Origin of the sequence: Paracoccus subflavus, assembly GCF_004310345.1 — a bacterium.
GTDB classification, from domain to species: domain Bacteria; phylum Pseudomonadota; class Alphaproteobacteria; order Rhodobacterales; family Rhodobacteraceae; genus Paracoccus; species Paracoccus subflavus.
Genome location: NZ_SISK01000002.1, coordinates 255,639 through 281,673 on the forward strand (window position 1 = coordinate 255,639; position 26,035 = coordinate 281,673).

The 26,035-nt window shown below is 66.3% G+C and carries 27 protein-coding genes and 1 tRNA gene; 19 read left to right on the top strand and 9 right to left on the bottom strand.

The annotated features are described in order from the left end of the window. The first annotated feature begins 35 nt into the window (after positions 1-35). The 3 genes from scpB to EYE42_RS04370 are packed head-to-tail and all read left to right on the top strand — an operon-like array spanning position 36 to position 1,987. Entirely contained in the window at positions 36-647 is a 612-nt protein-coding gene (gene scpB, locus EYE42_RS04360; RefSeq protein WP_130990236.1) for an SMC-Scp complex subunit ScpB, read from the top strand. Continuing rightward, positions 644-847, top strand: a complete 204-nt coding sequence (locus tag EYE42_RS04365) for a hypothetical protein (protein ID WP_130990085.1) — start codon at positions 644-646, stop codon at positions 845-847. Before scpB ends, EYE42_RS04365 begins: the two co-directional genes overlap by 4 nt. Before the next feature lie 39 nt (positions 848-886). Next, positions 887-1,987, top strand: a complete 1,101-nt coding sequence (locus EYE42_RS04370; RefSeq protein ID WP_130990086.1) for a THUMP domain-containing class I SAM-dependent RNA methyltransferase — start codon at positions 887-889, stop codon at positions 1,985-1,987. A gap of 59 nt (positions 1,988-2,046) precedes the next feature. On the opposite strand, the gene EYE42_RS04375 is transcribed toward EYE42_RS04370, so the two are convergent. The 4 genes from EYE42_RS04375 to ihfA form a co-directional block, all read right to left on the bottom strand. Next, complete coding sequence (locus EYE42_RS04375) at positions 2,047-3,114, bottom strand: 2'-deoxycytidine 5'-triphosphate deaminase (RefSeq protein ID WP_130990087.1); 1,068 nt, start codon at positions 3,112-3,114, stop codon at positions 2,047-2,049. 57 nt (positions 3,115-3,171) lie between these two features. Further along, positions 3,172-3,249 (bottom strand) — tRNA-Pro (locus EYE42_RS04380). 79 nt (positions 3,250-3,328) lie between these two features. Then, a complete protein-coding gene (locus EYE42_RS04385; protein WP_130990088.1) occupies positions 3,329-3,898 on the bottom strand; it encodes a MerR family transcriptional regulator in 570 nt (189 codons plus the stop codon). Positions 3,899-3,913: 15 nt separating this feature from the next. Beyond that, positions 3,914-4,216, bottom strand: coding sequence for an integration host factor subunit alpha (gene ihfA / locus EYE42_RS04390; protein WP_130990089.1), 303 nt, complete (start codon positions 4,214-4,216; stop codon positions 3,914-3,916). Positions 4,217-4,388: 172 nt separating this feature from the next. On the opposite strand from ihfA, the gene EYE42_RS04395 reads away from it, so the two are divergent. Further along, complete coding sequence (locus EYE42_RS04395) at positions 4,389-4,667, top strand: DksA/TraR family C4-type zinc finger protein (RefSeq protein WP_130990090.1); 279 nt, start codon at positions 4,389-4,391, stop codon at positions 4,665-4,667. Positions 4,668-4,672: 5 nt separating this feature from the next. On the opposite strand, the gene EYE42_RS04400 is transcribed toward EYE42_RS04395, so the two are convergent. The 4 genes from EYE42_RS04400 to EYE42_RS04415 all read right to left on the bottom strand — a co-directional run bounded on the left by EYE42_RS04400 (position 4,673) and on the right by EYE42_RS04415 (position 7,735). Further along, complete coding sequence (locus tag EYE42_RS04400; RefSeq protein ID WP_130990091.1) at positions 4,673-5,647, bottom strand: beta-ketoacyl-ACP synthase III; 975 nt, start codon at positions 5,645-5,647, stop codon at positions 4,673-4,675. Then, positions 5,644-6,744: a phosphate acyltransferase PlsX gene (plsX, locus tag EYE42_RS04405; protein ID WP_130990092.1), complete on the bottom strand. Its 1,101-nt coding sequence runs from the start codon at positions 6,742-6,744 to the stop codon at positions 5,644-5,646. Before plsX ends, EYE42_RS04400 begins: the two co-directional genes overlap by 4 nt. 22 nt (positions 6,745-6,766) lie before the next feature. Beyond that, complete coding sequence (rpmF, locus tag EYE42_RS04410; RefSeq protein ID WP_130990093.1) at positions 6,767-6,973, bottom strand: 50S ribosomal protein L32; 207 nt, start codon at positions 6,971-6,973, stop codon at positions 6,767-6,769. 225 nt (positions 6,974-7,198) lie between these two features. Next, positions 7,199-7,735, bottom strand: a complete 537-nt coding sequence (locus tag EYE42_RS04415; RefSeq protein WP_130990094.1) for a YceD family protein — start codon at positions 7,733-7,735, stop codon at positions 7,199-7,201. Between the two features lie 143 nt (positions 7,736-7,878). Between EYE42_RS04415 and EYE42_RS04420 the strand changes: the two genes are divergently transcribed. Next, the gene (locus EYE42_RS04420; RefSeq protein WP_130990095.1) at positions 7,879-8,328 is read left to right on the top strand and encodes an outer membrane protein assembly factor BamE; all 450 of its coding nucleotides are present in this window, start codon (positions 7,879-7,881) and stop codon (positions 8,326-8,328) included. A gap of 17 nt (positions 8,329-8,345) precedes the next feature. Here EYE42_RS04420 and EYE42_RS04425 read toward each other — a convergent pair whose 3' ends face one another. Then, the gene (locus EYE42_RS04425; protein WP_130990096.1) at positions 8,346-9,344 is read right to left on the bottom strand and encodes a serine hydrolase domain-containing protein; all 999 of its coding nucleotides are present in this window, start codon (positions 9,342-9,344) and stop codon (positions 8,346-8,348) included. A gap of 121 nt (positions 9,345-9,465) precedes the next feature. On the opposite strand from EYE42_RS04425, the gene EYE42_RS04430 reads away from it, so the two are divergent. From EYE42_RS04430 to EYE42_RS04495, 14 genes are all read left to right on the top strand, one after another. Then, positions 9,466-10,191 (top strand): SseB family protein, encoded by a 726-nt coding sequence (locus EYE42_RS04430; protein WP_130990097.1) that lies wholly within the window; start codon positions 9,466-9,468, stop codon positions 10,189-10,191. A gap of 49 nt (positions 10,192-10,240) precedes the next feature. Then, positions 10,241-10,933: a CDP-alcohol phosphatidyltransferase family protein gene (locus EYE42_RS04435; RefSeq protein WP_130990098.1), complete on the top strand. Its 693-nt coding sequence runs from the start codon at positions 10,241-10,243 to the stop codon at positions 10,931-10,933. A gap of 81 nt (positions 10,934-11,014) precedes the next feature. Beyond that, complete coding sequence (locus EYE42_RS04440) at positions 11,015-12,307, top strand: DUF2254 domain-containing protein (RefSeq protein WP_130990099.1); 1,293 nt, start codon at positions 11,015-11,017, stop codon at positions 12,305-12,307. A 219-nt stretch (positions 12,308-12,526) separates the two neighbouring features. Continuing rightward, positions 12,527-14,083 carry a 2-isopropylmalate synthase gene (locus EYE42_RS04445; protein WP_130990100.1) on the top strand — a complete coding sequence of 519 codons (1,557 nt, stop codon included), beginning with the start codon at positions 12,527-12,529 and terminating at the stop codon, positions 14,081-14,083. 265 nt (positions 14,084-14,348) lie between these two features. Further along, entirely contained in the window at positions 14,349-14,918 is a 570-nt protein-coding gene (locus EYE42_RS04450; protein ID WP_211657891.1) for a VPLPA-CTERM sorting domain-containing protein, read from the top strand. Positions 14,919-15,161: 243 nt separating this feature from the next. Beyond that, a complete protein-coding gene (locus EYE42_RS04455; RefSeq protein ID WP_130990102.1) occupies positions 15,162-16,196 on the top strand; it encodes a rod shape-determining protein in 1,035 nt (344 codons plus the stop codon). Positions 16,197-16,236: 40 nt separating this feature from the next. Continuing rightward, complete coding sequence (gene mreC, locus EYE42_RS04460; RefSeq protein ID WP_130990103.1) at positions 16,237-17,172, top strand: rod shape-determining protein MreC; 936 nt, start codon at positions 16,237-16,239, stop codon at positions 17,170-17,172. Further along, positions 17,169-17,699 carry a rod shape-determining protein MreD gene (locus tag EYE42_RS04465; RefSeq protein ID WP_130990104.1) on the top strand — a complete coding sequence of 177 codons (531 nt, stop codon included), beginning with the start codon at positions 17,169-17,171 and terminating at the stop codon, positions 17,697-17,699. The genes mreC and EYE42_RS04465 overlap by 4 nt, the downstream gene beginning before the upstream one ends. Further along, entirely contained in the window at positions 17,696-19,639 is a 1,944-nt protein-coding gene (gene mrdA, locus EYE42_RS04470; protein WP_130990105.1) for a penicillin-binding protein 2, read from the top strand. The genes EYE42_RS04465 and mrdA overlap by 4 nt, the downstream gene beginning before the upstream one ends. A gap of 4 nt (positions 19,640-19,643) precedes the next feature. Continuing rightward, entirely contained in the window at positions 19,644-20,783 is a 1,140-nt protein-coding gene (gene rodA / locus EYE42_RS04475) for a rod shape-determining protein RodA (RefSeq protein ID WP_130990106.1), read from the top strand. After that, positions 20,780-21,703: a 2-hydroxyacid dehydrogenase gene (locus EYE42_RS04480; protein ID WP_342772688.1), complete on the top strand. Its 924-nt coding sequence runs from the start codon at positions 20,780-20,782 to the stop codon at positions 21,701-21,703. The genes rodA and EYE42_RS04480 overlap by 4 nt, the downstream gene beginning before the upstream one ends. A gap of 104 nt (positions 21,704-21,807) precedes the next feature. Continuing rightward, a complete protein-coding gene (locus tag EYE42_RS16145; protein ID WP_211657892.1) occupies positions 21,808-22,344 on the top strand; it encodes a biliverdin-producing heme oxygenase in 537 nt (178 codons plus the stop codon). Continuing rightward, the gene (locus EYE42_RS04490) at positions 22,341-24,923 is read left to right on the top strand and encodes an HWE histidine kinase domain-containing protein (protein ID WP_130990107.1); all 2,583 of its coding nucleotides are present in this window, start codon (positions 22,341-22,343) and stop codon (positions 24,921-24,923) included. The genes EYE42_RS16145 and EYE42_RS04490 overlap by 4 nt, the downstream gene beginning before the upstream one ends. A gap of 27 nt (positions 24,924-24,950) precedes the next feature. Continuing rightward, a complete protein-coding gene (locus EYE42_RS04495) occupies positions 24,951-26,000 on the top strand; it encodes an AbrB family transcriptional regulator (protein WP_130990108.1) in 1,050 nt (349 codons plus the stop codon). Positions 26,001-26,035 lie beyond the last annotated feature (35 nt).

A 26,035-nucleotide genomic window follows, 5' to 3' on the forward strand; every position in this document is an offset into this window, starting at 1 on the left:
GCCCCGCCGATCACGCCCCGCCCCTGCCGCAGCAGATGCGCATGGTCGAGGCGATCCTGTTCGCATCGGGCCAGCCTGTGACCCTGCGCGAGATCGAAGCCCGCCTGCCGCCCGGCTGCGACCCCCTCGGGGCGGTCGAGGAACTGCGCCGCGCCTATGCCGGGCGCGGGGTGGTTCTGGAAAGGGTCGGCGACGGTTATGCCTTTCGCACCGCGCCAGACCTGTCCTTTCTGATGCAGGCCGAGACGGTCGAACAGCGCCGCTTGTCGCGCGCCGCCATCGAGACCCTGGCGATCATCGCTTATCACCAGCCCGTCACCCGCGCCGAGATCGAGGACATCCGCGGCGTCGCCGTCAACCGCGGCACGCTGGACCAGTTGATCGAGATGGGTTGGGTCCGTGTCGGCCGCCGCCGCATGACCCCCGGCCGGCCCGCGACCTTTGTGGTGACGGAAGTCTTTCTGGATCATTTCGGCCTGGAATCGGCCCGCGACTTGCCGGGCCTGGCCGAGTTGCGCGCCGCCGGCCTTCTGGATTCGCGCCCGGTCGCCCCCGGGCTGCATATGCCTCTTGTTCCCGGGGACGGCGATGACGATATCGCTGTCGTTCACGATGCTTTTGACCTGTCCAAGGACGACCGACCATGATTCTGAACCGGATCCTTTCCGCTCTGACCCACATGGTCGGCCGGCGCCTTCTGCATTGGGGCGTGAACAAGGGCATCGACCGGATCGCCAGGACCGGCGGCAAGCCCGCCAGTGTGTCCGCCAAGCAGGCCAAGGACATGCGCGCCGCCGTCAAGCGCGCCCGCCAGGCCGCCAGGCTGACCCGGCGCATCGGCCGCTGACGCATGGCCTTTGTCGCGCAGCCAGGCTAGGGCTGCACGATGAACGAGACATTCGAGATTTTCCTGGTGGCGACGCCGGGGCTGGAGGCGCCCTTGGCGGCCGAGGCTGCGGAACTGGGCTGGCAGCCGGTGGTGCAGCCGGGCGGGGTGACGATTGCCGGCGGCTGGCCCGATGTGTGGCGTGCGAACCTGTGGCTGCGCGGGGCGACCCGTGTGCTTGCCCGTGTCGGCAGCTTTCGCGCGCTGCATCTGGCGCAATTGGACAAGCGGGCGCGCCGGTTTCCCTGGGCATCGGTTCTGCGGCCCGATGTGGCGGTGCGGGTCGAAACCACCTGCAAGGGCAGCCGCATCTATCACGCGGGTGCCGCGACCCAGCGGATCGAACGCGCCATTGCCGAGGAACTGGGCGCACCGCTGGCCCCTGACGCCACCCTGGTCGTCAAGACGCGGATCGACGATGACCTGGTGACGATCAGCCTGGATACGACGGGCGAGTCCCTGCACAAGCGCGGCCACAAGGAAGCCGTCGCCAAGGCCCCCATGCGCGAAACCATGGCCGCGATGTTCCTGCGCGACATGGGGTTCGACGGCAGCCAGACGGTGCTGGACCCGATGTGCGGGTCGGGCACCTTTGTCATCGAGGCCGCCGAGATCGCCGCCGGACTGGCCCCCGGCCGCAGCCGCAGTTTCGGGTTCCAGCAGCTTGCCAGCTTCGATCCCGCAGCCTGGGAGGCGATGCGCCGGGCCGATACCCGGCATCCCGTATCGGCAAGGTTTCTTGGCAGCGACCGGGACGCGGGCGCCGTCCGCATGGCCCTGGCGAATGCCGAACGGGCCGGGGTGGCGGCCCTGACCGGATTCGAGTGCCGTGCAATCAAGGATCTGCAACCGCAGGATGGCCTGCCCGGCATTCTGATCGTCAACCCGCCCTATGGCGCGCGCATTGGCAACAAGGGGCCGCTGTTCGGCCTGTACGCCGCCATGGGGCAGGTGTTTCGCGAACGGTTTTCCGGCTGGCAGGTGGGGATCGTCACGGGTGAGGGCGCCTTGGCCAAGGCGACGGGCCTGCCGCTGAAGGCCGGGCCGGTGGTGGCGCATGGCGGGCTGAAGGTGCGGTTGTGGCGGACGGGACCGCTGTAACCCGCAAGCGCGGTGCTTGTCCCCCGATCCCCCGGTTCCTTTGACCAAGAAAAAGGGTGTCAGCGGAACTGCTTCGCAAGCTTCAGGCCCTGTCCTTGGTAATTGGACCTGATCCCGGCACCATAAAGCATGTCCGGGCGCGCGGCCATGCGCTCATAGACCAGGCGGCCCACCACCTGACCATGTTCCAGCACGAAGGGCGCCTCGTGGCAGCGCACCTCCAGCACGCCGCGCGCGCCCTGGCCCGCCGCGCCGATGCCGAAGCCTGGATCGAAGAAGCCCGCGTAATGGACCCGGAATTCGCCCACCATCGCCAGATAGGGTGCCATTTCAGCCGCGTAATCCGCAGGGATTGCCACCGATTCCCGGCTGACCAGGATATAAAAGGCGCCGGGGTCCAGGATCAGCCGGCCCTGGGTGGTGCGCAATTCATCCCAGAAGTCGCGCGCGTCATAGGCGCCGATCCGGTCGAGGTCGATCACCCCGCTGTGCGGACGCGCGCGATAGCCCACCAGATCGCCCGCCGCCGGACGCAGATCCACGGAAAAGCCAAGTCCCTGGTCGATCAGAGGCTGGCCCCCGACCAGGGGCTGGCGCGCATTCAGGTCGCGCAGCTCTGGGTCCGACAGCACCGCCTGCCCCCGCCGCAGGCGCAACTGGTTCAGGCGCATTCCGGGGCGCACCAGGACCGAGAAGCTGCGCGGGCAGATTTCGGCGTAAAGCGGGCCGTCATAGCCTTCGGGAAGGCGGTCGAATTCGATACCGTCATCGGCGACCAGCCGGGTCAGCAGGTCCAGCCTGCCGGTCGAGGATTTGGCATTGGCCACCGCCGTCACCCCGGAGGGCAGGGCAATCCGTTCCATCAGGGGGATCAGATAAACGCAGCCCCGCTCCAGAACGGCGCCTGCGCCCAGATCCATCTGGTGCATCTGCAAATCGTCCAGCCGGTCCGCCACGCGCCGGCCCCGGCCGGCCAGAAAGCTGGCGCGCAGGCGATAGGCCACCGTTCCCAGCCGCAGATCCAGAGAGGCAGGCTGGATCTGTTCGGAAGTGATCCCCGGATCGGCCGTGATCGCACCCGACCGGACCAGGTCGCGGATACCGCTGTCGGGAAGAACGCCGTTCATGCCGAACCCTTTCATGCGGAAACGCCCACCCCCTTAAGGGGATGGGCGTTTTCGGAATGGTCGGGCCGGCGAGATTCGAACTCGCGGCCTTCCGCCCCCCAGACGGACGCGCTAACCAGACTGCGCCACGGCCCGACGCGCATCGTATAGAGTGATCGGACCGCCCTGCACAAGGGCTGCCAGGCAGAAATCTGCGTTGCCCCGACAGCCTGCTTCAGCACATCCGGGCCAGGGTATCGCGCAGCCGGACCAGCGTGGCACGATCGCCTTCGGACAGGGGGCGCAGGGTGCCCAGCGCGCGCAGGCGGGCCGTCAGGACCGCCACGTCCGCAAGCCATCCCGCCGGCGACTGGTCGCGCCGGGACGTCGGGGCAGGGGGGCGCCGCCGGAGGCGCGATCGCGGCGCATGATGGGGGTCTGGATCGGCGGTATCGTCGACAAACTCGAATTCGGTGGAATTGACGGCGGCCTGGTCGGCATCCTCCGGCAACGGAGCCAGGATCGCCGACAGCCGGACACTGCCGCGCTCACGCACCGATGCGCCACGGTCGCGGGCCAGAAGCTTGCGCGCGCCCCGGATCGTCAGGCCTTCGTCCCGCAGCACCGTGCATAGCCCGGCGGCAAGGCGGACATCTTCGGGGCGGTAATAACGCCTGCCGTCCGCCCGCTTCATGGGGCGGAGCATGGGAAACTGCGTTTCCCAATAGCGCAGCACGTGGGGCGCCACACCCAGAAGCCTTGCGACCTCGCCAATGGACCGGAATGCGTCAGCGCCCTTTGTCATTCCCCCTGAACCACCTTAGCCTTGGTTGCCAGCCGCCACGCGGTCCTTCATGAGATGGGACGGACGAAAGGACAGCACGCGGCGGGGGGTGATGGGAACCTCCTCGCCCGTCTTGGGATTGCGGCCGATGCGCTTGTTCTTGTCGCGCAGGCTGAAGGTGCCAAAGGACGAGATCTTGACCTGTTCGCCCCGCACCAGGGCATCGGAAATGTGGTCCAGAACCGATTCGACCAACTGGGCGGATTCGTGACGGGACAGGCCTACCTCTCGAAAGACCGCTTCGGCCAGGTCCATCCGAGTCAGCGTCTTGTCGCTCATGATTTTTCCCTTTTGATTTCACTAGGATGGTTGCAAATCTTGCGCCTGTCAACGAGTTGCGGGGGTTTTTCGTTCCGGTGAGGGGCCGCCGCGGGCGGCGGCTGGCTTTTGCAGACGTTGCAAAATGACCGGGGCATCCCATCTAGCAGGCAGGACGGGAAAAGGGACAGCCATGGCCGGGGGATGGGCGCGCGACGACGCGGTGAACGACCAGATCGACATCAGCACGGCAGAGGCCGTGGCCCGCGCAAGGTTGCGCGCGGCGCGGCCTGCGGTCGCGGCACAAAGCGCCTTGGCCTGCATGGAATGCGACGAGCCGATTCCCCAGGCGCGGCGGCTTGCCGTTCCGGGCGTGCAGCTATGCGTGGCCTGCCAGTCCGGGCGCGACCGGGCTTGGCAGCCGGCCGGCGGCATCAACCGGCGCGGCAGTAAGGATTCGCAACTGAAATAGGCGTCTTACCAGCGCAGGACGACCGAACCCCAGCTCAGTCCGCCGCCGATCGCCTCGGTCACGATCACGTCGCCCGGGCGAAACCGGCCCTGAGCATCGGCCACCGACAACGCCAGGGGGATGGACGCAGCCGAGGTGTTGCCGTGATCGGCCACCGTCAGAACGACCTTGTCCATCGAAAGGCCCATTTTCTGCGCTGTGGCCGTGATGATGCGGGCATTGGCCTGATGGGGCACCAGCCAGTCGACATCGGCCGTGGTGAGTCCGGCTTTATCAAGCGCGGTATGGGCGGTCTTGGCCAGCTTTTCGACGGCATGGCGAAACACCAGATTTCCCTGCATCCGCAACTGCCCCGCCGTTCCGGTGGTGGACACGCCGCCATCGACATACAGCAGGTCGCGATACTGGCCGTCGCTGTTCAGGTCGCTGGCCAGAATGCCGCGATCCTCGCTGGCGCCCGCACCCTCCTGACCCTCCAGCACGACCGCGCCGGCACCGTCGCCGAACAGGACGCAGGTGCCGCGGTCCGACCAGTCGAGGATGCGGGAAAAGGTTTCCGATCCGATCACCAGCACACGGCGCGCCATGCCGCTGCGGATCATGGCATCGCCATTGGCCAGCGCAAAGACGAAGCCCGCGCAGACGGCCTGCACGTCATAGGCAAAGCCGTGGGTCATTCCCAGGCCATGCTGGATCATCGTGGCCGAGGCGGGAAAGGTGTGATCGGGTGTCGAAGTCGCCAGGATGATCCCGTCGATATCGTCGGGCCGCAGTCCGGCCTTGTCTAGGGCCGCGCGCGCCGCGCGGATGCCCATGTCGCTGGTGGCCTGCCCTTCGGCGGCAAAATGACGCCGCTCGATCCCGGTGCGGGCGCGAATCCATTCGTCGGTGGTATCCAGCCGTTCCTCGAACCAACTGTTCTCGATCACGCGGTCGGGCAGGTAGTGGCCGGTCCCCAGGACGACGGAACGCAGGGTCACGATGCGGCCTCGGTTCCGGGCGCCGATGCGGCCGCCTGCGCCACGCGCGCGGCCAGTCGATCCTGGAACCCCGAACTGGCCAGCGTGAAGGCCAGCTTGATCGCCGCCGACACGCCCGTCGCATCGGCCGATCCGTGCGATTTGACGATGGTGCCGTTCAGGCCCAGGAAGATCCCGCCATTGACCCGGCGCGGGTCGATCCGCTTTTGCAGGCGTTTGAGCGAGGTCATCGCCAGCAGGGCGGCAAACTTGGACATGATGGAATTCGCAAAGGCGTCCTTGAGAAGGGTGCCGACAAGCTTGGCCGTGCCTTCGCCCGTCTTCAAGGCGATGTTGCCGGTGAAGCCATCCGTGACGATCACATCCACGCGCGTCGAGGGCAGATCGCCCCCTTCGACAAAGCCCACATAGTCGAACTTCCCCGCATCCGTGGCGGCCAGGATCAGATCCTGGGCCTGCTTCAGTTCGGCCCGGCCCTTGTGTTCCTCGGTCCCCACGTTCAGCAGGCCGACGCGGGGCTGCGACAGGCCAAGCCCGTTGCGGGCATAGGACGCCCCCATCAGCGCATATTGCAGCAGATCATGCGCGTCGGCACGGATGTCGGCGCCCACGTCCAGCATGATGTTGAAACCCTGCGGGTTCAGCGACGGCCACAGGCAGGCGATGGCGGGGCGGTTCACGCCCGGCAACTTGCGCAGCCGCAGCATCGACAGGGCCATCAGCGCCCCGGTATTGCCGCAGCTTACGGCAGCCCCGGCCTCGCCCGTCTTGACCGATTCGATGGCGGACCACATGGACGTGCCATCGCCCTTGCGCAGCACCTGACTGGGCTTGTCGTCCATGGTCACGACGCCACCCGCATGGCGGATGTCACACCGTCCGGCCAAGGCCTTGCGCCTGCCCACAAGACGACGAAGCTCGGTCTCGTCGCCATGGACGATGAACCGGATATCGGGGTTCTTGGACGCGCTTTCGGCCATGCCTGCGACAACCGCCGCCGGGCCGCGATCACCCCCCATGGCATCGACCGAAATCACGACGCCGGCCCCAGGGTCAGGGGCGGGCGCTGCGGATGGGGGCACGTCGCGGTCGGTCATCGGGCGCAGATCGCAGGCCCGATCAGGCCGCGTCGTCGTCCAGGTCGATCTCGTTCGCCTGCGCGATCACTTCGCGATCGGCGTAATGGCCGCAGGACGGGCAGACGTGATGGGGACGTTTCAATTCGCCGCAGTTCGAACATTCGTTCGGGTTGCCTGCGACCAGGGCATCGTGCGACCGGCGCATGTTCCGGCGGGACCGGGTGACGCGATTCTGAGGGACAGCCATGTCTCGACCTCGGGTTTGTAGGGGGCAGGACGGACTGGAGTCTTGCGCACCACAGGTTTGGAATTCAAATGAACCGCGCAGATACGCCAGGACGGCCCCGCCCGCAACCCCTTGTGACGGGGCAGGCAGGATGAATTGCACCAAGGACAGCGGTTTCCGCCAGCCCCGATCCCCTGACCGGTGCGCAGCGCCCCGACGATGTGGCGCCGTGGCAACGGTCTGGGCCTAGTCGGCGTCGCGTTCGCGCAGCAGGCGGTCCAGCGCCGCAAAGGGGCGGCGGGTATCGGCAGGAGCCTCGGTCGGCGCTGGTCCGAATTCCGCGTCCGGCGCCCGCGGGTATTCGGGCAAGGCCAAGGCCAGTTCCTCGATCATCACGGCGGCGAGGTCGATGAATTGCCCCAAGGGCTCCAGCGTCTCGTCTGGCATCTCGATCTCGTCGCCCTCGGGGGGACGGACATGGGGCGAATACCGCCGCTCCACCGCCTCGTCGAGGCTGGTTTTGACGGGTTTCAGCGTCACGACGCAGGGCTGGGTGACGCGCGCGCGCAGCCGGCCCGTCAAGGTCCAGGCCTCGCCGCCCTCGGCGCGCAGTTCGCCCTGAAAAACCAGGGCTGACAGGGCGTCGATGCCAAGTTCGCCGGCAATGGCCGCCATCCGCCCGGCGTCGGGCGCCAGGCGAAAGGGGGTGGGGGATCGCGGGTTCAGATGGGCGACGCGCAGGCGTTCGGGCTGCTGTGCGGGCGGGGTCGGGGGGGCGGACATGGCGGGCCTCGGGGCGGTGCCGGCGGGATTGGGCCTGTGAGGCGGCGCCAAACCCGTGGCGGGATTGTCATTCTTGAGCGCGGTTCCCGAGTTTGCTAAGCCGGGCGGGCCGCGTCAACAGCCCCTTGCAAAGGAAATACGGAATGACAGCCCTGAGAAAGATCGTCGTTCTGGCCTTTGCGGCCCTTCTGGGCCTTTCCGCCTGTTCGCCGGTCTACCGCAACCACGGCTTCATCCCCGCGCCCGAGGATTTGTCGCAGGTCATCGTCGGCCAGACCACCGTGGACGAACTGGAGGGACTGATCGGGCGCCCCTCGGCCCAGGGCCTTCTGACGGGGTCGGGCTGGTATTATGTCGGATCGCGCTGGCGCTTTTATGGCCCCACACAGCCGCGCGAGGTGGAGCGCCAGGTCGTCGCGGTATCCTTTGCGCCGGACGGTGTGGTGACGAATGTGGAACGCTTCGGTCTGGAACGCGGGCGCGTCGTCACCCTGTCGCGCCGCGTGACCGAAGGCAGCGTGACCGAAATCTCGCTGATCGGACAGTTGCTGGGCAACCTGGGGAATTTCCAGGCGGCTGACATCATCGACTGACAAGGACATGCGGGCGGCTATACCGCCTGTACGATCCGGTCCGCCAGCATGTGCAGGTCATTGCGATAGCCGGTCCGCGCCGACGGCTGGTCGGGGTCCGAGGTCATGGCGATGGCCACTGCGGGCCGGCGCCCGGCTGCGGGAAAGACATAGATCATCTGCCCGCCATAGCCCCAGCCGTATCGCACCGGCCGGCCGCTGGCCTGGCCCAGGAACCAGCCATAGCCATAGCCCTGCCCGCTGAAGATAGAGGCGGTGCGGCGCTGCCAGCTTTGCGCGATCCAGTCGGCGGGGACCACCTGCCGACCGCCCGCACGGCCACCGTCTGCGTACATCGCGCCGAAGGCCAGCAGGGACCGCGTGCTCATCGCCATCTGGTTGCCGCCCAGATAGATGCCTTGGGGGTCGCGTTCCCAGCCGGTGATCGCAAAGCCGGGCACATCGGCCAGCCAGTCGCGCGCCAGATCCAGCGTGGACCGGCCCGTCACTCGCGTCAGGATCGCCGACACCAGATGGGTAGAGGCCGTCGAATACTGCATCCGCCCGCCCGGATCCTGGGTAAAGGGCGCCGCCAGCGCGGCCCGGACCCAGTTGCGGCTGCTGACCCAGGCGCCGTAATTTGCGCCCGATTGCCGTTCCAGACCCGCCTGCATCGACAGCAGATGGCCCAGCGTCACCGTGGCCAGCCGGGGATCGGGATCGGCGGGCAGGTCGGCTTGCAGGATCGGCGCAATGGGCTGGTCCGGACCGTCAAGGTCGCCCTGCCGAATGGCGATGCCCGCCAAGGCCGAGACGATGGATTTCGACGCCGACTTGATATTGGTCGGGCTGTCGGTGCTAAAGCGGCCATAACCGCGCGCGGCGATCTCGGACCCGTCCGACCAGACGGCGATGGCGCGCAGGTTCTCCAGGCGCTCGGCCTCGGACAGGATCGCGGTCAGGTCGGCTTGCGCCAGCGCGGGGGCGGCAAGCAGCGGGGACAGCGCGGCGGTCAAAAGAAGGGTGCGTCGGTACATGCAGGTTATATGTGCCACCCGGCCCCGCTAGGGGAATCACGGTTGCGTCAGTGCGGACTTGCCGGGCCGCCCTGGCGCCATTAGGGCAGGGACGCCCATTTCAGCAGCACGAAGGCCTGCCATGACCGCGCTTGACGACCTTGCCCCGGTTCCCTTTCACGACGCCGATGCCCGGCAGCGTGCCCGGATGCTGTCGCGGCTGGCCGATACCGAACTGGCCGTTGCCCTGGTGGCCGAGCCCGCAGGCGACACCATCGAATTGCGCATGTTCCCGCTGGAAGGCGGGCCGGTAGCCTTGGCCTGCGACGCCGAGGATCGGCTGGCCGGTTTCCTGGGCGGCCCCGTGGCCTATGCCGCGATGCCGGGGCGGGTTCTGGCCGGGCTGCTGAAAACGCAGGGCTCGGGTCTGCTGGTCAATCCGGGCCAGCCCTCGGAAATGCTGCTGGATCCGGCCATGCTGGACTGGCTGACCGCCGCGCTGTCCGCCGCGCCCCAGGCGACCGATGCCCGGTTGCGCCTGACCCCGCCCGCGCCCTCGGTGGTCGAGGCACTGGCGCAGCCCCTGGCCGAACGGTTGGGCGACATGCGCGGGCTGATCGCAGGTGCCGCGCTTGCCGGGACAGGGGCCGGCCATGTCGTCCTGATCGCCGGGGCCGATCCCGCCCGCCAGCCCGCCATCGCCAAGGCCCTGGCCGAAACGCTGGCCTTTCTGCCCTTTCAGCCGGGCGGGGTCGATGTCAGCTTCACCGATGCCGCGCTGCCTGCGACCGTGCTGCAATTCGACCTGTCGGTCCCCGACGAGCCTGCATCCCAACCGCGTCCGAAAGGCCCGCCAATTCTGCGCTGAGGGTCCAAGCAAGGTTGCGTGATGGGCGCCAAGCTGCAAGAACCGCATGATGCAGAACCGTCACAAAGCCCTGTCCGTCCATCTTCTGACCGCAACCGGCGCCGTGTTGTCCATGCTGGCCATGCTTGCCGCGGTCGAGGGAGAATGGTCGCTGATGTTCCTATGGCTGGTGGTGGCCCTGGTCGTGGACGGCATCGACGGCCCGCTGGCGCGGCGATACGACGTCAAGGTCAATTCGCCGAACTATGATGGCGTGCTGATGGACCTGATCATCGACTATCTGACCTATGTCTTCATCCCGGCCTATGCCCTTTTCAAGTCGGGGCTGCTGTCGGGCTGGACGGGCTGGTTCGCCATAATTGTCATCGTTTATGGCAGCGTGATCTATTTCGCGGACAGCCGCATGAAGACCAAGGACAATTCCTTTTCGGGCTTTCCCGGCTGCTGGAACATGGTCGTGCTGGTGCTGTTCGCGACCGACCCGCACTGGACGGTGATCCTGCTGATCGTGGTCGCGCTGACCGTGGCGATGTTTCTGCCCATCAAGTTCATCCATCCGGTCCGCACCGCACGCTGGCGCGTGGTATCGCTGCCCATCGCGATCCTGTGGTGCGTCTTTGCCGCCCGTGCCGCCTGGGTGGATTTCCATCCCGACAGTTGGGCCAACTGGGGTCTTGTGCCGACATCGTTGTGGTTGATGCTGGCGGGGGCCGCGCAGCAACTGATGCCTGAACGCACCTGACGGGGATGCCCATGAACGTGGCGAAGGCGTTTTTCCGGGGGATCGACCGGACGATCACTCTGCGCAGAGACAGGCGGGGCGATGGCCTGGCCCAGATACCGCGGGTTCGATAGCATGTCACGGCTGCGCTGGATTCTGTCGCGCCTGCGCCGGACCCTGTGGGTGCGTGTGTCGCTCTATGCGCTTCTGGGCGTCGCGGCGGCGGTTGCGGCAAGCCTGGCATCGTTCCTGCCCTGGCCCCTGCCCATCGACATCAGCGCCGAGGCGATCGACAGCCTGCTGAACGTGATCGCCTCGTCGATGCTGGCGGTCACGACCTTTTCGGTCACGGCGCTGACCTCGGCCTATGGGTCGGCCACGTCGAACGCGACGCCGCGCGCGACGACGCTGCTGACCGAGGATGCGTTCATCCAATCGGTGCTGGCGACCTTTATCGGATCGTTCCTGTTCAGCGTCGTGGGCCTGGTCGCGCTGCGCGTCAGCATCTATGGCCCGCAAGGCCGGGCGCTGCTGTTCGTGGTCACGGTGCTGGTCATCATCCTGATCGTGCTGGCCCTGCTGCGCTGGATTCACCAGTTGACCAAGCTGGGGCGTGTCGGCGACACCATCGACAGGCTGGAACAGGCCACCGCCCGGTCGATCAGGGCACGGCTGGATCTGCCCTTTCTGGGCGGGCTCGCCTTGCCCGAGGATGCCCCCGATGGCCCCGCTGTGCTGTCCGATCAGGTCGGCTATGTCCAGTTCATCGATACCGCCGCGCTGTCCGACCTGTGCGAAAAGCGAGGGCTTTACCTGGACATCTTGGTTTTGCCAGGGACGTTTCTGTATCACGGCAGCCCCCTTGTCGTGATCCGGGACCAAACCTTTGCCGAGGATCTGGCAGCCGAAATAAGAGAGGCCTTCACCATCGACAGGGCGCGGTCCTTTGACCAGGATCCCCGTTTCGGCATCATCGCCCTGACCGAGGTCGCTCTGCGTGCGCTGTCGCCCGCCATGAACGACCCCGGCACCGCCATCGACGTGATCGGCCGCCAGACCAGGCTGCTGTCGCTTCTGTCCGAAGGCTGGCACAAGACCGAATTGCACAAGCCCGACTATCCCCGGCTGCGCCTGCCGCCGTTGCGGTACGACGACCTTTACGACGATGCCTTTCATCTGATCGGGCGCGACGCGGCCGGACAGATCGACGTGCTGACCCGGGCGATCAAGGCTCTTGCGGCACTGACCCGCATCGGACCCGAAGCTGCCCGGCAGGCCGCAGCCAAGCAGTTGCACATCGCCTGCGCACGGGGAGCCGAGAATTTGCCCGGTCCGGACAAGGACCGGCTGCGGCGGCTGACGGACGACATGAAAGAGGACGGGCAAACAGGGTGATTTCCGCTTTTCATTTGCCCCTCCTCGCGGCATAGTCCGCGCCATGACCCGGATGCTGGACATTCCCGCCGCCCCGACCGCGCCCCGTGGCGCGCGTCTGGCCGTGACCCTTCGCGGTCTGCTGCTTCTTACGCTGCGCTGAGCGGGTCTTCCGGGCCGCCGCTCAGCCAGGAAGTGCCCGGTTCATCCCCGACAGAACCCGCAAGAGAACAGTATCCCATGTCCGACAAGAACCGCGTCGTCATCTTCGACACCACCCTCCGCGACGGCGAGCAATCGCCCGGTGCCACCATGTCCCACGAGGAAAAGCTGGAAATCGCGTCCCTGCTGGACGAGATGGGCGTGGACATCATCGAGGCGGGCTTTCCCATCGCCTCGGAAGGCGATTTTGCCGCTGTCAGCGCCATCGCCCGGCAGGCGCGGAATGCTGTCGTCTGCGGCCTGGCCCGGGCGCAAATTCCCGACATCGACCGCTGCTGGGAGGCGGTGCGTCACGCGAAACGCCCGCGCATCCATACCTTCATCGGCACATCGCCGCTGCACCGGGCGATCCCGAACCTGGACATGGACCAGATGGCTGAACGGATCGAACAGACCGTGACGCACGCCCGCAACCTGTGCGACAACGTGCAGTGGTCACCCATGGATGCGACCCGGACGGAACACGATTACCTGTGCCGGGTGGTGGAAATCGCCATCAGGGCGGGCGCCACCACGATCAACATCCCCGACACCGTGGGATATACCGCGCCCCGCGAATCGGCCGCGCTGATCCGGATGCTGCTGGAACGCGTGCCCGGCGCCGACACGGTGGTCTTTGCAACTCATTGCCACAACGACCTGGGCATGGCGACCGCCAACGCCCTGGCCGCGGTCGAGGCGGGTGCCCGCCAGATCGAATGCACCATCAACGGCCTTGGCGAACGCGCCGGCAACACCGCGCTGGAAGAGGTCGTGATGGCCCTGAAGGTGCGCCACGACATCATGCCCTTCGACACCGGCATCGACACCACCAAGATCATCGGCATTTCCCGCCGGGTGGCGCAGGTCAGCGGTTTCCCGGTCCAATTCAACAAGGCCATCGTCGGCAAGAATGCCTTTCTGCACGAATCGGGCATCCATCAGGACGGCGTGCTGAAGAACGTCGAAACCTTCGAGATCATGCGCCCCGCCGATATCGGCCTGAACGAAACCAATATCGCCATGGGCAAGCATTCGGGCCGCGCCGCGCTGCGGGCCAAGCTGTCCGATCTGGGATATGACGTGGGCGACAACCAGTTGAAGGATATCTTCGTGCGGTTCAAGGCCTTGGCCGACCGCAAGAAAGAGGTCTATGACGAGGATATCGTGGCCCTTGTCCAGGACGCCTCGGCCAACACGGGCGACGATTTCCTGCAAGTGAAGCATCTGCGTGTCGTCTGTGGCAGCGATGGACAGTCGGCGGACCTGACCATGATCGTGGACGGGCAGGAAAAGACCGTTCACGCGACCGGCGACGGTCCCGTCGATGCCTGCTTCAGGGCGGTCAAGCAGATATTCCCGCATACTGCGATGTTGAAGCTGTATCAGGTCCATGCCGTGACCGAGGGCACCGACGCGCAGGCCACCGTCTCTGTGCGGATGGAGGAGGACGGCCGCATCGTCAACGGCCAGGCTTCCGACACCGATACGATCCTTGCCTCGGTCAAGGCCTATGTGGGCGCGCTGAACCACCTGATCGTCCGCCGCACCCGCGCAGGCAGGGACGGCAAGGAAATCAGCATGTATTCGCATTGACCGGTCCGGCCCGGCCCCCTGCTTGCCGGGGTCGGGCATGTCATTCGACGGGGGTGATTCGGTCAGAACGGCATGGGTCTGGCTTTTGCAACCGGCAGCTTAACTGGACCATGCCTGCCGGTTGCGGCCGGTGAATGCTGGAGAATAAAGATCCCAGTTCGCCAGCCCATGAAGCGTAATTTTCTTTCAATCGCGTCGGTCCCATATTAAACGGATATACGGTCGCCCGAGGATGGGACTGGCGGTGGAAAAGGGAATTTTAACGATGAAGATGGTTATCGCGGCGTCGATCCTGGCGCTGACATGTGGCGTGGCACAGGCAGCAACCTGCACGTCCACCTATCAAAACGGCAACGGAAACGGAAAAACCAAGTCTGTGACCTATATGCTGGAACAGGGCAGCGCCACTGTGGTTGCGGACTGCTATTCGAACAACGATACGAATACTATCGACGCCAGCTTTGCCATTGGCGGCATCAGCAACTGGATGCTGGCGGACAAGACCGATGACAATGATGCCTATCTGGATGGCGGTTTCAGCCAGTTCGGCGCGGGGACCTGGTCGGTCGTGAACCCGCTGGGCTATGAAAGCATCATGGTCACGCTGAAGCAGGGCAGGTCGTTTGCGGCTTTCCTGCTGGATTCCACGGCGCCTCTCTCGGGGATCTGGAACACGTTCGGTCCGGGCCAAGGCACCGGCGGCCTGTCTCACGCGTCTGTCTATTTCTCGGGCGACACGGCCCCGGCGCCGGTTCCGCTGCCCGCGGGTGTGGCCCTGCTGCCGGCCGGTCTGGCGGGCCTGGCCTTGCTGCGCCGTCGCCGCAAGGCCGCCTGAGAGCTGTCTGACACGATTGCAAGGGCGCCCATGCCGGTCATGGGCGCCTTTTTCATGTCAGCGGCCCGTCTTGCCCGATGATGACAATATGTGCCTTGTTCCGCCCATTGCGGGAACGGGGCTTTCGTGTTGCAACCGAGGCTTCTATACGGGGTCACGGCCTGCGCGGCGATTCCGCGCGAGCGATCCGACGCGAACAAGAACGGGCAGGGCCGGAGAAACCGGCGCGAAAGGATAACGGGCATGGCATTCGGTGGTCTGTTTTCGACCGACATCGCAATCGACTTGGGGACGGCGAACACGCTGATCTATGTCAAGGGCAAGGGTATCATCCTGAACGAGCCCTCGGTCGTGGCCTATCACGTCAAGGACGGCAAGCGTCAGGTGCTGGCCGTGGGCGAGGATGCCAAGCTGATGCTGGGCCGCACGCCCGGCAGCATCGAGGCGATCCGCCCGATGCGCGAAGGCGTCATCGCCGATTTCGACAGCGCCGAGCAGATGATCAAGCATTTCATCAAGAAGGTCTTCAAGCGCACCAGCTTTTCCAAGCCCAAGGTCATCGTCTGCGTGCCCCATGGCGCGACGCCCGTCGAAAAGCGGGCGATCCGCCAGTCGGTGCTGTCGGCGGGCGCCCGCAAGGCGGGCCTGATCGCCGAACCGATCGCGGCGGCCATCGGCGCGGGGATGCCCATCACCGAACCCACCGGATCCATGGTCGTGGATATCGGCGGCGGCACGACCGAGGTTGCGGTCCTGTCGCTGGGCGACGTGGTCTATGCCCGGTCGGTCCGCATCGGCGGCGACCGCATGGACGAGGCGATCATTAACTATCTGCGCCGCAACCAGAACATGCTGATCGGCGAATCCACGGCCGAACGTGTCAAGACCAGCATCGGCACCGCCCGGATGCCCGACGACGGGCGCGGCGCCACGATCATGGTCCGGGGCCGCGACCTTCTGAACGGCATCCCCCGAGAGATCGAGATCAGCCAGGCCATGGTCGCCGAGGCGCTGGCCGAGCCCGTGCAGGCCATCTGCGAGGCGGTGATGGTCGCGCTGGAGGCGACGCCGCCCGATCTGGCCGCCGACATCGTCGATCGGGGCGTGATCCTGACCGGCGGCGGGGCGATGCTGGGCGACCTGGATCTGGCGCTGCGCGAACAGACGGGCCTGTCGATCACCCTGGCCGATCAGCCGATGAGCTGCGTGGCGCTGGGCACGGGCAAGGCGCTGGAATATGAAAAGCAGCTTCGCCACGTCATCGACTACGACAGCTAAGGAGCGGCGGTTTATGGCTGCCCATACGGGGTTCGCCTGAATGGCACGCAGGGGACCGGATTTCGCGACCCCTGTCCGGCGCGTGCTGATCGGATTGCTGGCTCTGGTGCTGATCGGGCTGTTCCTGTTCTGGCGCATCGACAGCCCGCGTGCCGAACGGATGCGCATCGCCATCGTCGATCGGATGGTGCCCGGTCTTGACTGGGCGCTGGCGCCGGTCACGCAGGTCAGCCAGATGATCGGCGGGCTTCAATCCTATGCCCGGATCTATCAGCAGAACCAGGAACTGCGGCGCGAGTTGCAGAAGATGCAGGCCTGGAAAGAGGCGGCCGTCCAGTTGGAGCAGGAGAATTCCAAGCTGATGGCGCTGAACAACGTCCGCATCGACCCGGCGCTGACCAGCGTGACGGGCGTGGTGATGGTGGATAGCGGGTCGGCCTTTCGTCAGTCTGTGCTGCTGAACGTGGGCTCTGACGACGGCATCGTCGAGGGATGGGCGACCATGGACGGGCTGGGCCTGGTGGGGCGGATTTCGGGCGTGGGACGCCGGACCAGCAGGGTGGTGCTTCTGACCGATCCGTCCTCGCGCATTCCGGTTTCTGTCCTGCCCTCGGGCGAACGCGCGCTGCTGAAGGGCGATAATACCTCCCTGCCGTTTCTGGACTTCATCGAGACGCCTGACAACGTGCGGCCGGGCGACCGGGTCGTGACCTCGGGCGACGGGGGGGTATTCCCGCCGGGCCTGCTGGCGGGACAGGTGGTGCAGGGCAGGGACGGCCGGATGCGGCTGCACATGGCCGCCGATTACGGGCGGCTGGAATTCCTGCGGGTGCTGCGGTCCCATCCGGCGGAAACGGTGGCGGATTCGGGGGCGGTCATTCCGGTGGGCGACAAGGGGCTGATCGGCCCGCAGATGCCCGTCTCGCCGGTCGAGGCGGCTGTCGCCTCGGACCCCTTGTCCACAGGGACGGAATGATGCGCCGCCCGGTCGTGACCGGCACGCTGCTGTTCGGCGCGGCCATGGCGGCGCTGCTGTTCCTGCGCCTGCTGCCGCTGTCGGCGGGGGTCGTCCGGCTGCCCGGCCCGGATGTGGCGCTGTGTCTCGCGATGGCCTGGGTATTGCGCAGGCCCGACCAGCTTGCGGCCCCGGTGATCGCGCTGGCCTTTCTGGTCCAGGATATCCTTTTGTTTCACCCGCTGGGGTTGTGGCCGGCCATCGTGCTGCTGGGAACCGAGACCGCACGCTTGCGTGAGGGGCGTTGGCGCGACCAGCCGTTCATGGTTGAATGGCTGCGCATCGCCACGCTGATCGGTTTGATGATGTTGGCATATCGTATCGTGCAGGTGTTGTTCATGATGCCGGTTCCGGCCCTGGGTCAGGTGATCCTGCATTTCATCGCCACCGTCGCCGCCTATCCCCTGGTGGTGCTGGCGGCGCGGTTTCTGCTGGGATTGCGTCCTGCCATGCCGCTGGATGTCGATATGACAGGGGCTGCGCGATGACCCGGAACGCCGCCCGTCCCGGAGACGAGGCCGGTTCCTCGGTCACGCGCCGGGGCCTGATGCTGGCGGGCCTTCAACTGGGCGTAGTGACGACCTTGGCGCTGAAGCTGCGGTCGATGCAGGTCGAACAGGCCGAGGAATTCCGCCTGCTGGCCGACGGCAATTCCATCAAGATCCGCCTTCTGGTGCCCGCGCGCGGGCTGATCCATGACCGCAACGGCATCATCATCGCCGGCAACGAACAGAACTATCGCGTCACCCTGACGCGCGAGGAGGCGGGCGGCGATGTCGAACCCGTCCTGCGCCGTCTGGCACGCCTGATCCCCATCAGCGAGGCGCGCATGGCCGAACTGCTGGAGGAATTCACAAAGCGCAGCGCCGTGACGCCCATCGTTCTGGCCGACCGGCTGAGCTGGGAACAGTTCAGTTCGATTGCCGTCAACGCGCCGTCCCTGGCGGGTGTCACGCCCGAGGCGGGCCTGTCGCGCGCCTATCCGCGCGCGGGCGATCTGGCGCATGTGCTGGGCTACGTCGGCCCCGTATCCGATTACGACCTGTCCAAGATCGAAAATCCCGATCCCGTCCTGATGCTGCCCGAATTCCAGCTTGGCAAGGTCGGCTTCGAGGCCCGGATGGAGGATGTGCTGCGCGGCAAGGCCGGCCAGCGCCGTGTCGAGGTGAACAGCGCCGGGCGCGAGATGCGCCAACTGTCCCGGCAAGAGGGCGATCAGGGCGCCACGGTGCAGATGACGCTGGATGCGCAGTTGCAGAACTATGCCGCGCAGCGCATGGGGGCCGAAAGCGCTGCCGCCGTGGTCATGGATGCCCAGACCGGGGACATCCTGACGATCTGTTCGTCGCCCAGCTTCGATCCCAACAAGTTCGTGCGCGGCATTTCGTCGGCAGATTACAAGGCGCTGATGAACCACGATCACCGCCCCCTGGCCGACAAGACGGTGCAGGGCGTTTATCCGCCCGGTTCGACCTTCAAGATGATCACGCTGCTGGCCGGGCTGGAATCGGGACTGATCACCCCCGGTTCGCGGTTCTATTGTCCCGGCTATACCACGGCCGGGGGCCGCAGGTTCCACTGCTGGAGCCGGGGCGGACATGGCAGCATGGACGCGGTCAACGGCCTGTCGCAAAGCTGCGACGTGTATTATTACGAACTGGCGCAGAAGATCGGTATCGACCGCATCGCCGACATGGCCCGCAGGCTGGGCCTGGGACAGCGCCATGACCTGCCCATGTCCGCCGTGGCCGACGGGATCGCGCCCGACGGTGCCTGGAAACAGGCGCGCTACGGCCAGGCCTGGCAGGTGGGCGACAGCCTCAACGCCTCGATCGGGCAGGGCTATGTGCTGGCCTCTCCCTTGCAATTGGCGGTGATGACCGCCCGCATCGCCTCGGGCAGGGAGGTCCGTCCCCGCCTGGTCCGGGCCATCGACGGCGTAACTCAGCCAGAGCCCGATTTCCCGGATCTGGGGCTGTCGCCCGAAAATCTGCGCATCGCCCGGCTGGGCATGGACGAGGTGATGAACGGCGCCCGCGGCACCGCCCGGCGGTCGCGCATCCTGCGCGAGGACTGGCGCATGGCGGGCAAGACCGGCACCAGTCAGGTCCGCAACATCACCGCCGCAGAACGCGCCCGCGGTGTCATCTCGAACGATCAACTGCCCTGGAACCGGCGCGATCATGCACTGTTCGTGTGCTATGCTCCTGTCCAGGCGCCGCGCTATGCGGTGTCGGTGGTGGTCGAACATGGCGGCGGCGGATCGGCCGTGGCTGCGCCGGTGGCTCGCGACATCCTGCTGTTTGCGCTGGCGGGCGGACTGCCGCCCCTGGACGCGGTGCCCGACGATCAGCGCGCGGCGATGGAAGAGCGCCACAATGCCATGACCCTGTTCGCGCCCGAGGCGCCCCGACTGACGCGGGCCTGAGGCGATGTCCTATCTTGACTACAACGTCGCCCATACCCCCACCGGCCTTCGCAAGATCCTGTATCTGAACTGGCCCTTGGTCTTTCTGATCGCCGCCGTGGCCTCGATCGGGTTTCTGATGCTGGTATCCGTGGCCGGGGGACAGGTGGATACCTGGGCCAAACCGCAGATGTACCGTTTTGCCGCCGGGATGGTCATCATGCTGGGTCTGGCCTTTGTGCCGATGTGGTTCTGGCGCGGGATTTCCATTCCGGCCTATGTCTGCTGCTTTCTCTTGCTGATCGCGGTCGATATGGTGGGGGTAATCGGCATGGGCGCGCAGCGCTGGATCGACATCGGGCCGATCCGACTGCAACCGTCCGAACTGATGAAGATCGCGCTCGTGCTCCTGCTGGCGGCCTATTACGACTGGCTGGCCCCGCACCGCGTATCGCGTCCGCTGTGGGTGCTGATCCCGGTGGTGCTGATCCTGGCGCCGACCGCGCTGGTGCTGATCCAGCCGGATCTGGGCACCTCGATCATGCTGGTGGCCGGGGGCGGCATCGTGATGTTCGCGGCGGGGGTGTCCTTGTGGTATTTCGGCGCGGTGATCGCCGCCGCCGTGGGGCTGGTGGCGGCGGTGATGAAAAGCCGCGGGACCGACTGGCAACTGCTCAAGGACTATCAGTTCCGCCGCATCGACACGTTCCTGGACCCTGCCGCCGATCCGCTGGGCGCAGGCTACAACATCATTCAAAGCCAGATCGCGCTGGGATCGGGCGGCTGGTCGGGTCGGGGTTTCATGCAGGGCACGCAGTCGCGGCTGAACTTTCTGCCTGAAAAGCACACCGACTTCATCTTTACCGTTCTGGCCGAGGAATTCGGCTTTGTCGGCGCCATGTCGCTGCTGGGACTTTACACGCTGATCATCGGGTTCTGCCTGTATTCGGCGCTGACCAACCGCGACCGGTTTGCCGCCCTGATCACCATCGGCATCAGCGGGACGTTCTTTTTGTATTTCGCCATCAACATGGCGACCGTGATGGGGATGCTGCCCGCCAAGGGCTCGCCGCTGCCGCTGGTCAGTTATGGCGGAACCTCGCTGATGATCCTGATGCTGGGCTTCGGTCTTGTGCAGGCGGCCCATGTCCACAGGCCGCGATGACCATGCGCGTCCTGTTTGCCGCCCGCGACACGCTGTGGACTGACTGGGCGCCCGCCCTGACGCGCCTTGCCCCCGAGATGGAACTGATCCGCGCCGACGATCAGGCCGATCCGGCCAGCATCGATGCCATCGTCTTTGCTCCCGGCGGCCCGGTCAGCGATCTGTCGCCCTATGTGAACGCTCGTCTGGTCCAGAGCCTGTGGGCCGGGGTCGAGCGGATCGTGACCAATCCCACGCTGACCCAGCCCCTGGCGCGCATGGTCGATCCGGGCCTGGCGCGCGGCATGGCCGAATTCTGCACCGGCTGGTGCCTGCGCGCGCATCTGGGCATGGATGCCTATGCCCAGGACGGCGTGTGGCGCCACGATCTGTCCCCGCCCCTGGCCGATGCCCGCCGGATCACCATCCTTGGCATGGGTGAGTTGGGCCGCAGCGTTTCGGCCATGTTGGGCGGGATCGGGTTCCGCCTGACGGGCGTCAGCGCCTCGGCCCGCCCGGTTCCGGGGGTCGAGGTTCTTGGCCCCGGCGATCTGCGCCAAGCCCTGTCGGGGGCCGAGATTCTGGTCAACCTGCTGCCCGACACGCCGCAGACCCGGAACCTTCTGGATGCGGATCGCCTGTCATGGCTGCCGCGGGGGGCATGGCTCATCAATCCGGGCCGAGGAACGGTTCTGGACGAAGCGGCCTTGATGGCGTCGATCGAGGCAGGGCATCTGGCCCATGCCGTTCTGGACGTCTTCCGGACCGAGCCGCTGCCCCCCGACCATCCTTTCTGGTCCGAGCCGCGCATCACCGTCACCCCCCATATCGCCGCCCATACGCGCCCCGAGACAGCCGCACCCGTCGCCATCGACAACATCCGCCGCGCCCTGGACGGTCGGCCCGTCCTGCATCTGGTGGACAGGCGCAAAGGCTATTGACGCAAGGGAAGTTAACTTTTTTCAGGATGCTGACCCCGGCGCACTGCTGTAGCGTTGCAGGCGATTGCGGCTAAACGAATATGGACAATAGGCAAAACAGGACGATGACAGGGCAGGATGGCACACTTCGCCGCGTTTTGCTGACGGAAACGCGGGATCTGCATGACGAACTGGACCGGCAGGTCGGCGCCTTTTCGGATGCGGCAGGATACGGCGCCTTTCTGGCGGGCAGCCATGCGTTCCGGGCGGCGATCGAACCGCAGCTTGTTTCCATGCGGGAATGGCCGGTGCAGCCCTTGGCGGACCTGATCGGGCAGGATCTTGCCGATCTGGGCAAGCCCTGTCCCCCGCCGGTTTCCGGGCCGCTTTTGTCAAGCCGCGCCGCACGGGCAGGGGCGTGCTATGTGCTGGAAGGTTCGGCCTTGGGCGCAAGGCTTCTGGCACGACGGGCGGCGGCCTTGGGGTATACCGGCGATCATGGCGCGCGGCATCTGGCGGCGCAAACCGCCCAGCGGCGGCGCTGGACCCGGTTCCTGGATTGGCTGGAACAGGCCGATGTGCCGCACCCCGAGGCTGTTCGGGCCGCGCGAGGCATCTTTGCCCTTGCGCTGCGGGCCTATGGCGCGAAGGCTGCGGCATGACCCGGAACGCGGCCTTTGACGCCGATCTTGCCGGCAAGCCGATCGACCTGACGAATTGCGACCGCGAGCCGATCCATATTCCCGGCAGCATCCAGCCGCACGGCTGCCTGCTGGCCTGCGACCACGCGGCCCGCATAGTGCATTTTCGTTCGGACAATGCCTGCGACATGCTGGGCCTGACCGGCGACCCGCTGGACATGCCGTTGTCGCAGGTGATCGGCGGGGATGCGGCCCATGCGCTGCTGAATGCCCTGGCGGTGACGGGCAATCGCCCGCACCCGTCGCTGGTTTTCGACATCGAGGTCAACGGACGCCGGCTGGATGCCACGATCCACCGCTATGACAATCGCACCATCATCGAGTTCGAACCCCCATCGACCCGGCTTGGACAGGTTATCAGCCTGTCCCGCATCGTCATCGAACGGCTGAAGGCGACCCAGACAGTCGAACAGCTAGTCCAGCAGACCGCGATGCTGATGCAGGCGCAACTGGGATACGACCGCGTGATGGTCTATGAACTGGGCGAGGACGGCTCGGGCAAGGTCGTCAGCGAGGCCAAGCTGGACCACCACGAAAGCTTTCGCGGCCAGTATTTCCCGGCGGGCGACATTCCCCGGCAGGCGCGGGCGCTGTATCTGCGCAACCCCATCCGGGTGATCGGCGACGCGGCCTTTACGCCGGTTCCCATTGGGGGCGCCGATTCGAACCACGCCCCCCTGGATCTGTCCCACGCCCATCTGCGCAGCGTGTCCCCCATTCATTGCGAATATCTGTCCAATATGGGGGTTTCGGCCTCGATGTCGGTGTCGATCATCATCGATGGCGCGCTGTGGGGGATGGTGGCCTGCCACCACTATGCGCCAAAGGTGCTGACCATGGCGGAACGCGCCGCCGCCGAGATGGTGGGCGAATTCCTATCGATGCATCTCGACGCGCTGAACAGGCGGCAGGCACGCGAAGGGGAACTGACCGCTCGCGCCGCACTGGACGATCTGCTTGTCAATGCCACCCGGTCCGAGGATGCGGGCCCCGCCCTTCGGACACGGCTGCCGCAACTGTCGCGGCTGATCCCGGCGGACGGGGCAGCGATCTGGTTTGACGGAGCTTGGTCCCCCATCGGCCATGCGCCGACCCAGGACCAGGCTGCGCCCCTGCTGGCGCTGGCCTGCGGCCTGGCCGAGGGGCAGGTCTTTCACACCGCCCGCCTGTCCGGCCTGCTGCCGGATGCGCCCGACCTGACCGCGCTTGCTGCCGGCGTGATGATCGTGCCCCTGTCCAAACGGCCTCGCGATTTCCTTTTTTATTTCCGCAAGGAGGCCGTGCTGACCCTGGACTGGGCGGGCGACCCGAACAAGACCTATGACACCGGCCGATTCGGCGACCGCCTGACCCCGCGCAAGAGCTTTGCCATCTGGAAGGAAACCGTCCGCGACACCAGCCACCCCTGGACCGACTCTGACCGCCGCTTTGCCGAGGCGCTGCGGATTGCCGTGGTCGAGGTGCTTCTGTTCAACAACGAAGTCCTGGCCGACGAACGCAGCCGCGCGGCGGTGCGCCAAAGGGTTCTGAACCGGGAACTGAACCACCGGGTCAAGAACATCCTGGCGGTCATCCAGTCGCTTGTCAGCCGCAGGCCCCCCGAGGGTCACTCTATTGACGACTACATCCGCACACTGCGCGGGCGGATCCGTGCGCTGGCCCATGCCCATGACCAGGTGATCCGCGACGAACATGGCGGTTTGCTGGGCGACCTGCTGGGCGCCGAACTTGGCCCCTATCTGGGCGAGGGGGGCACTGTGGCGCTGGACGGGCCTGCCGTTGCGCTGGATGGCCGGGCCTTTTCGGTAATGGCGCTGATCTTTCATGAAATGGCGACCAATGCCGCGAAATATGGGGCCTTGTCGCATCCCGACGGAACGCTGACGGTCCGATGGCAGGTCGATGACGACGGGCGTTGCCGCATCGACTGGACCGAAACCGGCCTGACGGACCTTGCCCCGCCCACCCGCACGGGGTTCGGCTCGGCGCTGGTGGAACAGTCGCTGCCCTTCGATTTGGGCGGGCAAAGCCGGATCGAATTCCGCCCGTCCGGCGTTCAGGCCGAATTCATCCTGCCTGCCCAGTTCGTCCGCCGTCTGCGCCCGGATGCCGCAGGCCCAGGCCACCGCCCGACCCCCGAACAGCCGCGTGTTCCCGGCACCGGGCTTGCCGGGCGGCGCGTTCTTGTGGTCGAGGATCAAACCCTGATCGCCATGGCGCTGGAAGCCGATCTTCAGGATCATGGGATGGAGATCGCCGGCCGGACGGCCACGGTCGCGGGCGCGCTGGCGCTGATCGACCGCGACCTGCCCGATCTGGCGGTGCTGGACGTGAATCTTGCAGGAGAGCTTTCGATGCCCGTGGCCGAACGGCTGCATGCAGAAGGCATTCCGTTCGTCTTTGCCACGGGCTATGGGGCCGACTTTGCCAGACCCGATCTGTTTTCCGCCGTTCCGGTCGTCAGCAAGCCGTATCGCGCCGCCGATGTCGTGACCAAGCTGGCCGAGGCCGAATTGCGGATGGCCGCCCCTTCGGCGTGACGGCGGCCCGGAAAGGATTCAGGCGCAATGTCGGGCAGCACGCTGAAGGGACAGATGGCCACGGTATTGGTCGGCTTGGCGGGGGTGGCTGCGTTCTGGATGTTGCGGCTGCCGCTGCCATTCCTGTTCGGCCCCATGATCGCCGCGCTGGCGGCGGCGCTGGCGGGGATGCGCCTGACGGGTCTGGGACCTGTTTCGGTCGCGGCCCGCGCCGTGCTGGGGCTGGCGATCGGCGCGTCGGTGACGCCTGCGCTGGTGGCCGTCCTGCCGTCGATGCTGGCATCCTTGGCCATCATTCCCGTCTATACCGCGATCATCGGCCTGATCGGCGTGCCGTTCTTTTGCCGGGTCTGCGGCTTTGATCCGGTGACGGCCTTTTATGCGGCGATGCCGGGCGGGGCGACCGACATGGCCATCTTCGGTGCCGAAGCCGGGGGCAACATGCGCCAGATCGCGCTGGTGCATGTCACTCGGCTGCTGGTCATCATGGTGGTCGCGCCGCTGCTGCTGGTTCTGGCCTATGGCGTGGAACTGTCCCGCCCCATCGGCCTGCCCGTCACCCAGATTCCCGTGTCCGAACTGGCGATCATGGCGGCAGCCGCCTTGGCCGGATGGAAAGGGGCTGAACGTCTGGGCCTGTTCGGCGCAGCCATCGTCGGTCCCCTGATCCTGGCCGCCGTCCTGTCGTTGTCCGGCATCCTGCACATGCGCCCCCCGCGCGAGGCGCTGCTGGCGGCCCAGTTCCTGATCGGGATCGAGATCGGCGTCAGCTATGCGGGCATCACGCTGCGCGAGCTGCGCGAAACCGTCGCGGGCGGGGTGGCCTTTGTCCTGATCCTGGCCATTGTGGCCGGGGCCGTCACCGAGGTCGTGACAGTGACCGGCCTTGCCCCGCCGGTCGAGGGCTTCCTGGCCTTCATCCCCGGCGGACAGGCGGAAATGTCGATGCTGGCCCTGATCGCGGGGGTCGATCTGGGGTTCGTGGTTGCCCACCACCTGACGCGCATGGTTCTGGTGCTGACCGCCGCGCCGATCCTGTTCCGCCTGATCCGCCACTGGCAGCGGCGGCGAGGTTGATGCTATCCGGGAACCAGGCATCGCCGATCAACGGC

Bases quoted from the DNA above. Each gene is read 5' to 3' on its own strand.
- EYE42_RS04465 (WP_130990104.1), top strand. From the start codon at position 17,169: ATGATGCGCCGCCCGGTCGTGACCGGCACGCTGCTGTTCGGCGCGGCC.
- EYE42_RS04435 (WP_130990098.1), top strand. From the start codon at position 10,241: ATGCAGAACCGTCACAAAGCCCTGTCCGTCCATCTTCTGACCGCAACC.
- EYE42_RS04440 (WP_130990099.1), top strand. From the start codon at position 11,015: ATGGCCTGGCCCAGATACCGCGGGTTCGATAGCATGTCACGGCTGCGC.
- EYE42_RS04455 (WP_130990102.1), top strand. From the start codon at position 15,162: ATGGCATTCGGTGGTCTGTTTTCGACCGACATCGCAATCGACTTGGGG.
- EYE42_RS04395 (WP_130990090.1), top strand. From the start codon at position 4,389: ATGGCCGGGGGATGGGCGCGCGACGACGCGGTGAACGACCAGATCGAC.
- EYE42_RS16145 (WP_211657892.1), top strand. From the start codon at position 21,808: ATGACAGGGCAGGATGGCACACTTCGCCGCGTTTTGCTGACGGAAACG.
- EYE42_RS04430 (WP_130990097.1), top strand. From the start codon at position 9,466: ATGACCGCGCTTGACGACCTTGCCCCGGTTCCCTTTCACGACGCCGAT.
- mrdA (WP_130990105.1), top strand. From the start codon at position 17,696: ATGACCCGGAACGCCGCCCGTCCCGGAGACGAGGCCGGTTCCTCGGTC.
- EYE42_RS04495 (WP_130990108.1), top strand. From the start codon at position 24,951: ATGTCGGGCAGCACGCTGAAGGGACAGATGGCCACGGTATTGGTCGGC.
- EYE42_RS04375 (WP_130990087.1), bottom strand. From the start codon at position 3,114: ATGAACGGCGTTCTTCCCGACAGCGGTATCCGCGACCTGGTCCGGTCG.
- rpmF (WP_130990093.1), bottom strand. From the start codon at position 6,973: ATGGCTGTCCCTCAGAATCGCGTCACCCGGTCCCGCCGGAACATGCGC.
- ihfA (WP_130990089.1), bottom strand. From the start codon at position 4,216: ATGAGCGACAAGACGCTGACTCGGATGGACCTGGCCGAAGCGGTCTTT.
- EYE42_RS04425 (WP_130990096.1), bottom strand. From the start codon at position 9,344: ATGTACCGACGCACCCTTCTTTTGACCGCCGCGCTGTCCCCGCTGCTT.
- EYE42_RS04480 (WP_342772688.1), top strand. From the start codon at position 20,780: ATGACCATGCGCGTCCTGTTTGCCGCCCGCGACACGCTGTGGACTGAC.
- EYE42_RS04415 (WP_130990094.1), bottom strand. From the start codon at position 7,735: ATGTCCGCCCCCCCGACCCCGCCCGCACAGCAGCCCGAACGCCTGCGC.
- EYE42_RS04420 (WP_130990095.1), top strand. From the start codon at position 7,879: ATGACAGCCCTGAGAAAGATCGTCGTTCTGGCCTTTGCGGCCCTTCTG.
- EYE42_RS04370 (WP_130990086.1), top strand. From the start codon at position 887: ATGAACGAGACATTCGAGATTTTCCTGGTGGCGACGCCGGGGCTGGAG.
- EYE42_RS04385 (WP_130990088.1), bottom strand. From the start codon at position 3,898: ATGACAAAGGGCGCTGACGCATTCCGGTCCATTGGCGAGGTCGCAAGG.
- mreC (WP_130990103.1), top strand. From the start codon at position 16,237: ATGGCACGCAGGGGACCGGATTTCGCGACCCCTGTCCGGCGCGTGCTG.
- EYE42_RS04365 (WP_130990085.1), top strand. From the start codon at position 644: ATGATTCTGAACCGGATCCTTTCCGCTCTGACCCACATGGTCGGCCGG.
- rodA (WP_130990106.1), top strand. From the start codon at position 19,644: ATGTCCTATCTTGACTACAACGTCGCCCATACCCCCACCGGCCTTCGC.
- scpB (WP_130990236.1), top strand. From the start codon at position 36: ATGCGCATGGTCGAGGCGATCCTGTTCGCATCGGGCCAGCCTGTGACC.
- plsX (WP_130990092.1), bottom strand. From the start codon at position 6,744: ATGACCGACCGCGACGTGCCCCCATCCGCAGCGCCCGCCCCTGACCCT.
- EYE42_RS04490 (WP_130990107.1), top strand. From the start codon at position 22,341: ATGACCCGGAACGCGGCCTTTGACGCCGATCTTGCCGGCAAGCCGATC.
- EYE42_RS04450 (WP_211657891.1), top strand. From the start codon at position 14,349: ATGAAGATGGTTATCGCGGCGTCGATCCTGGCGCTGACATGTGGCGTG.
- EYE42_RS04445 (WP_130990100.1), top strand. From the start codon at position 12,527: ATGTCCGACAAGAACCGCGTCGTCATCTTCGACACCACCCTCCGCGAC.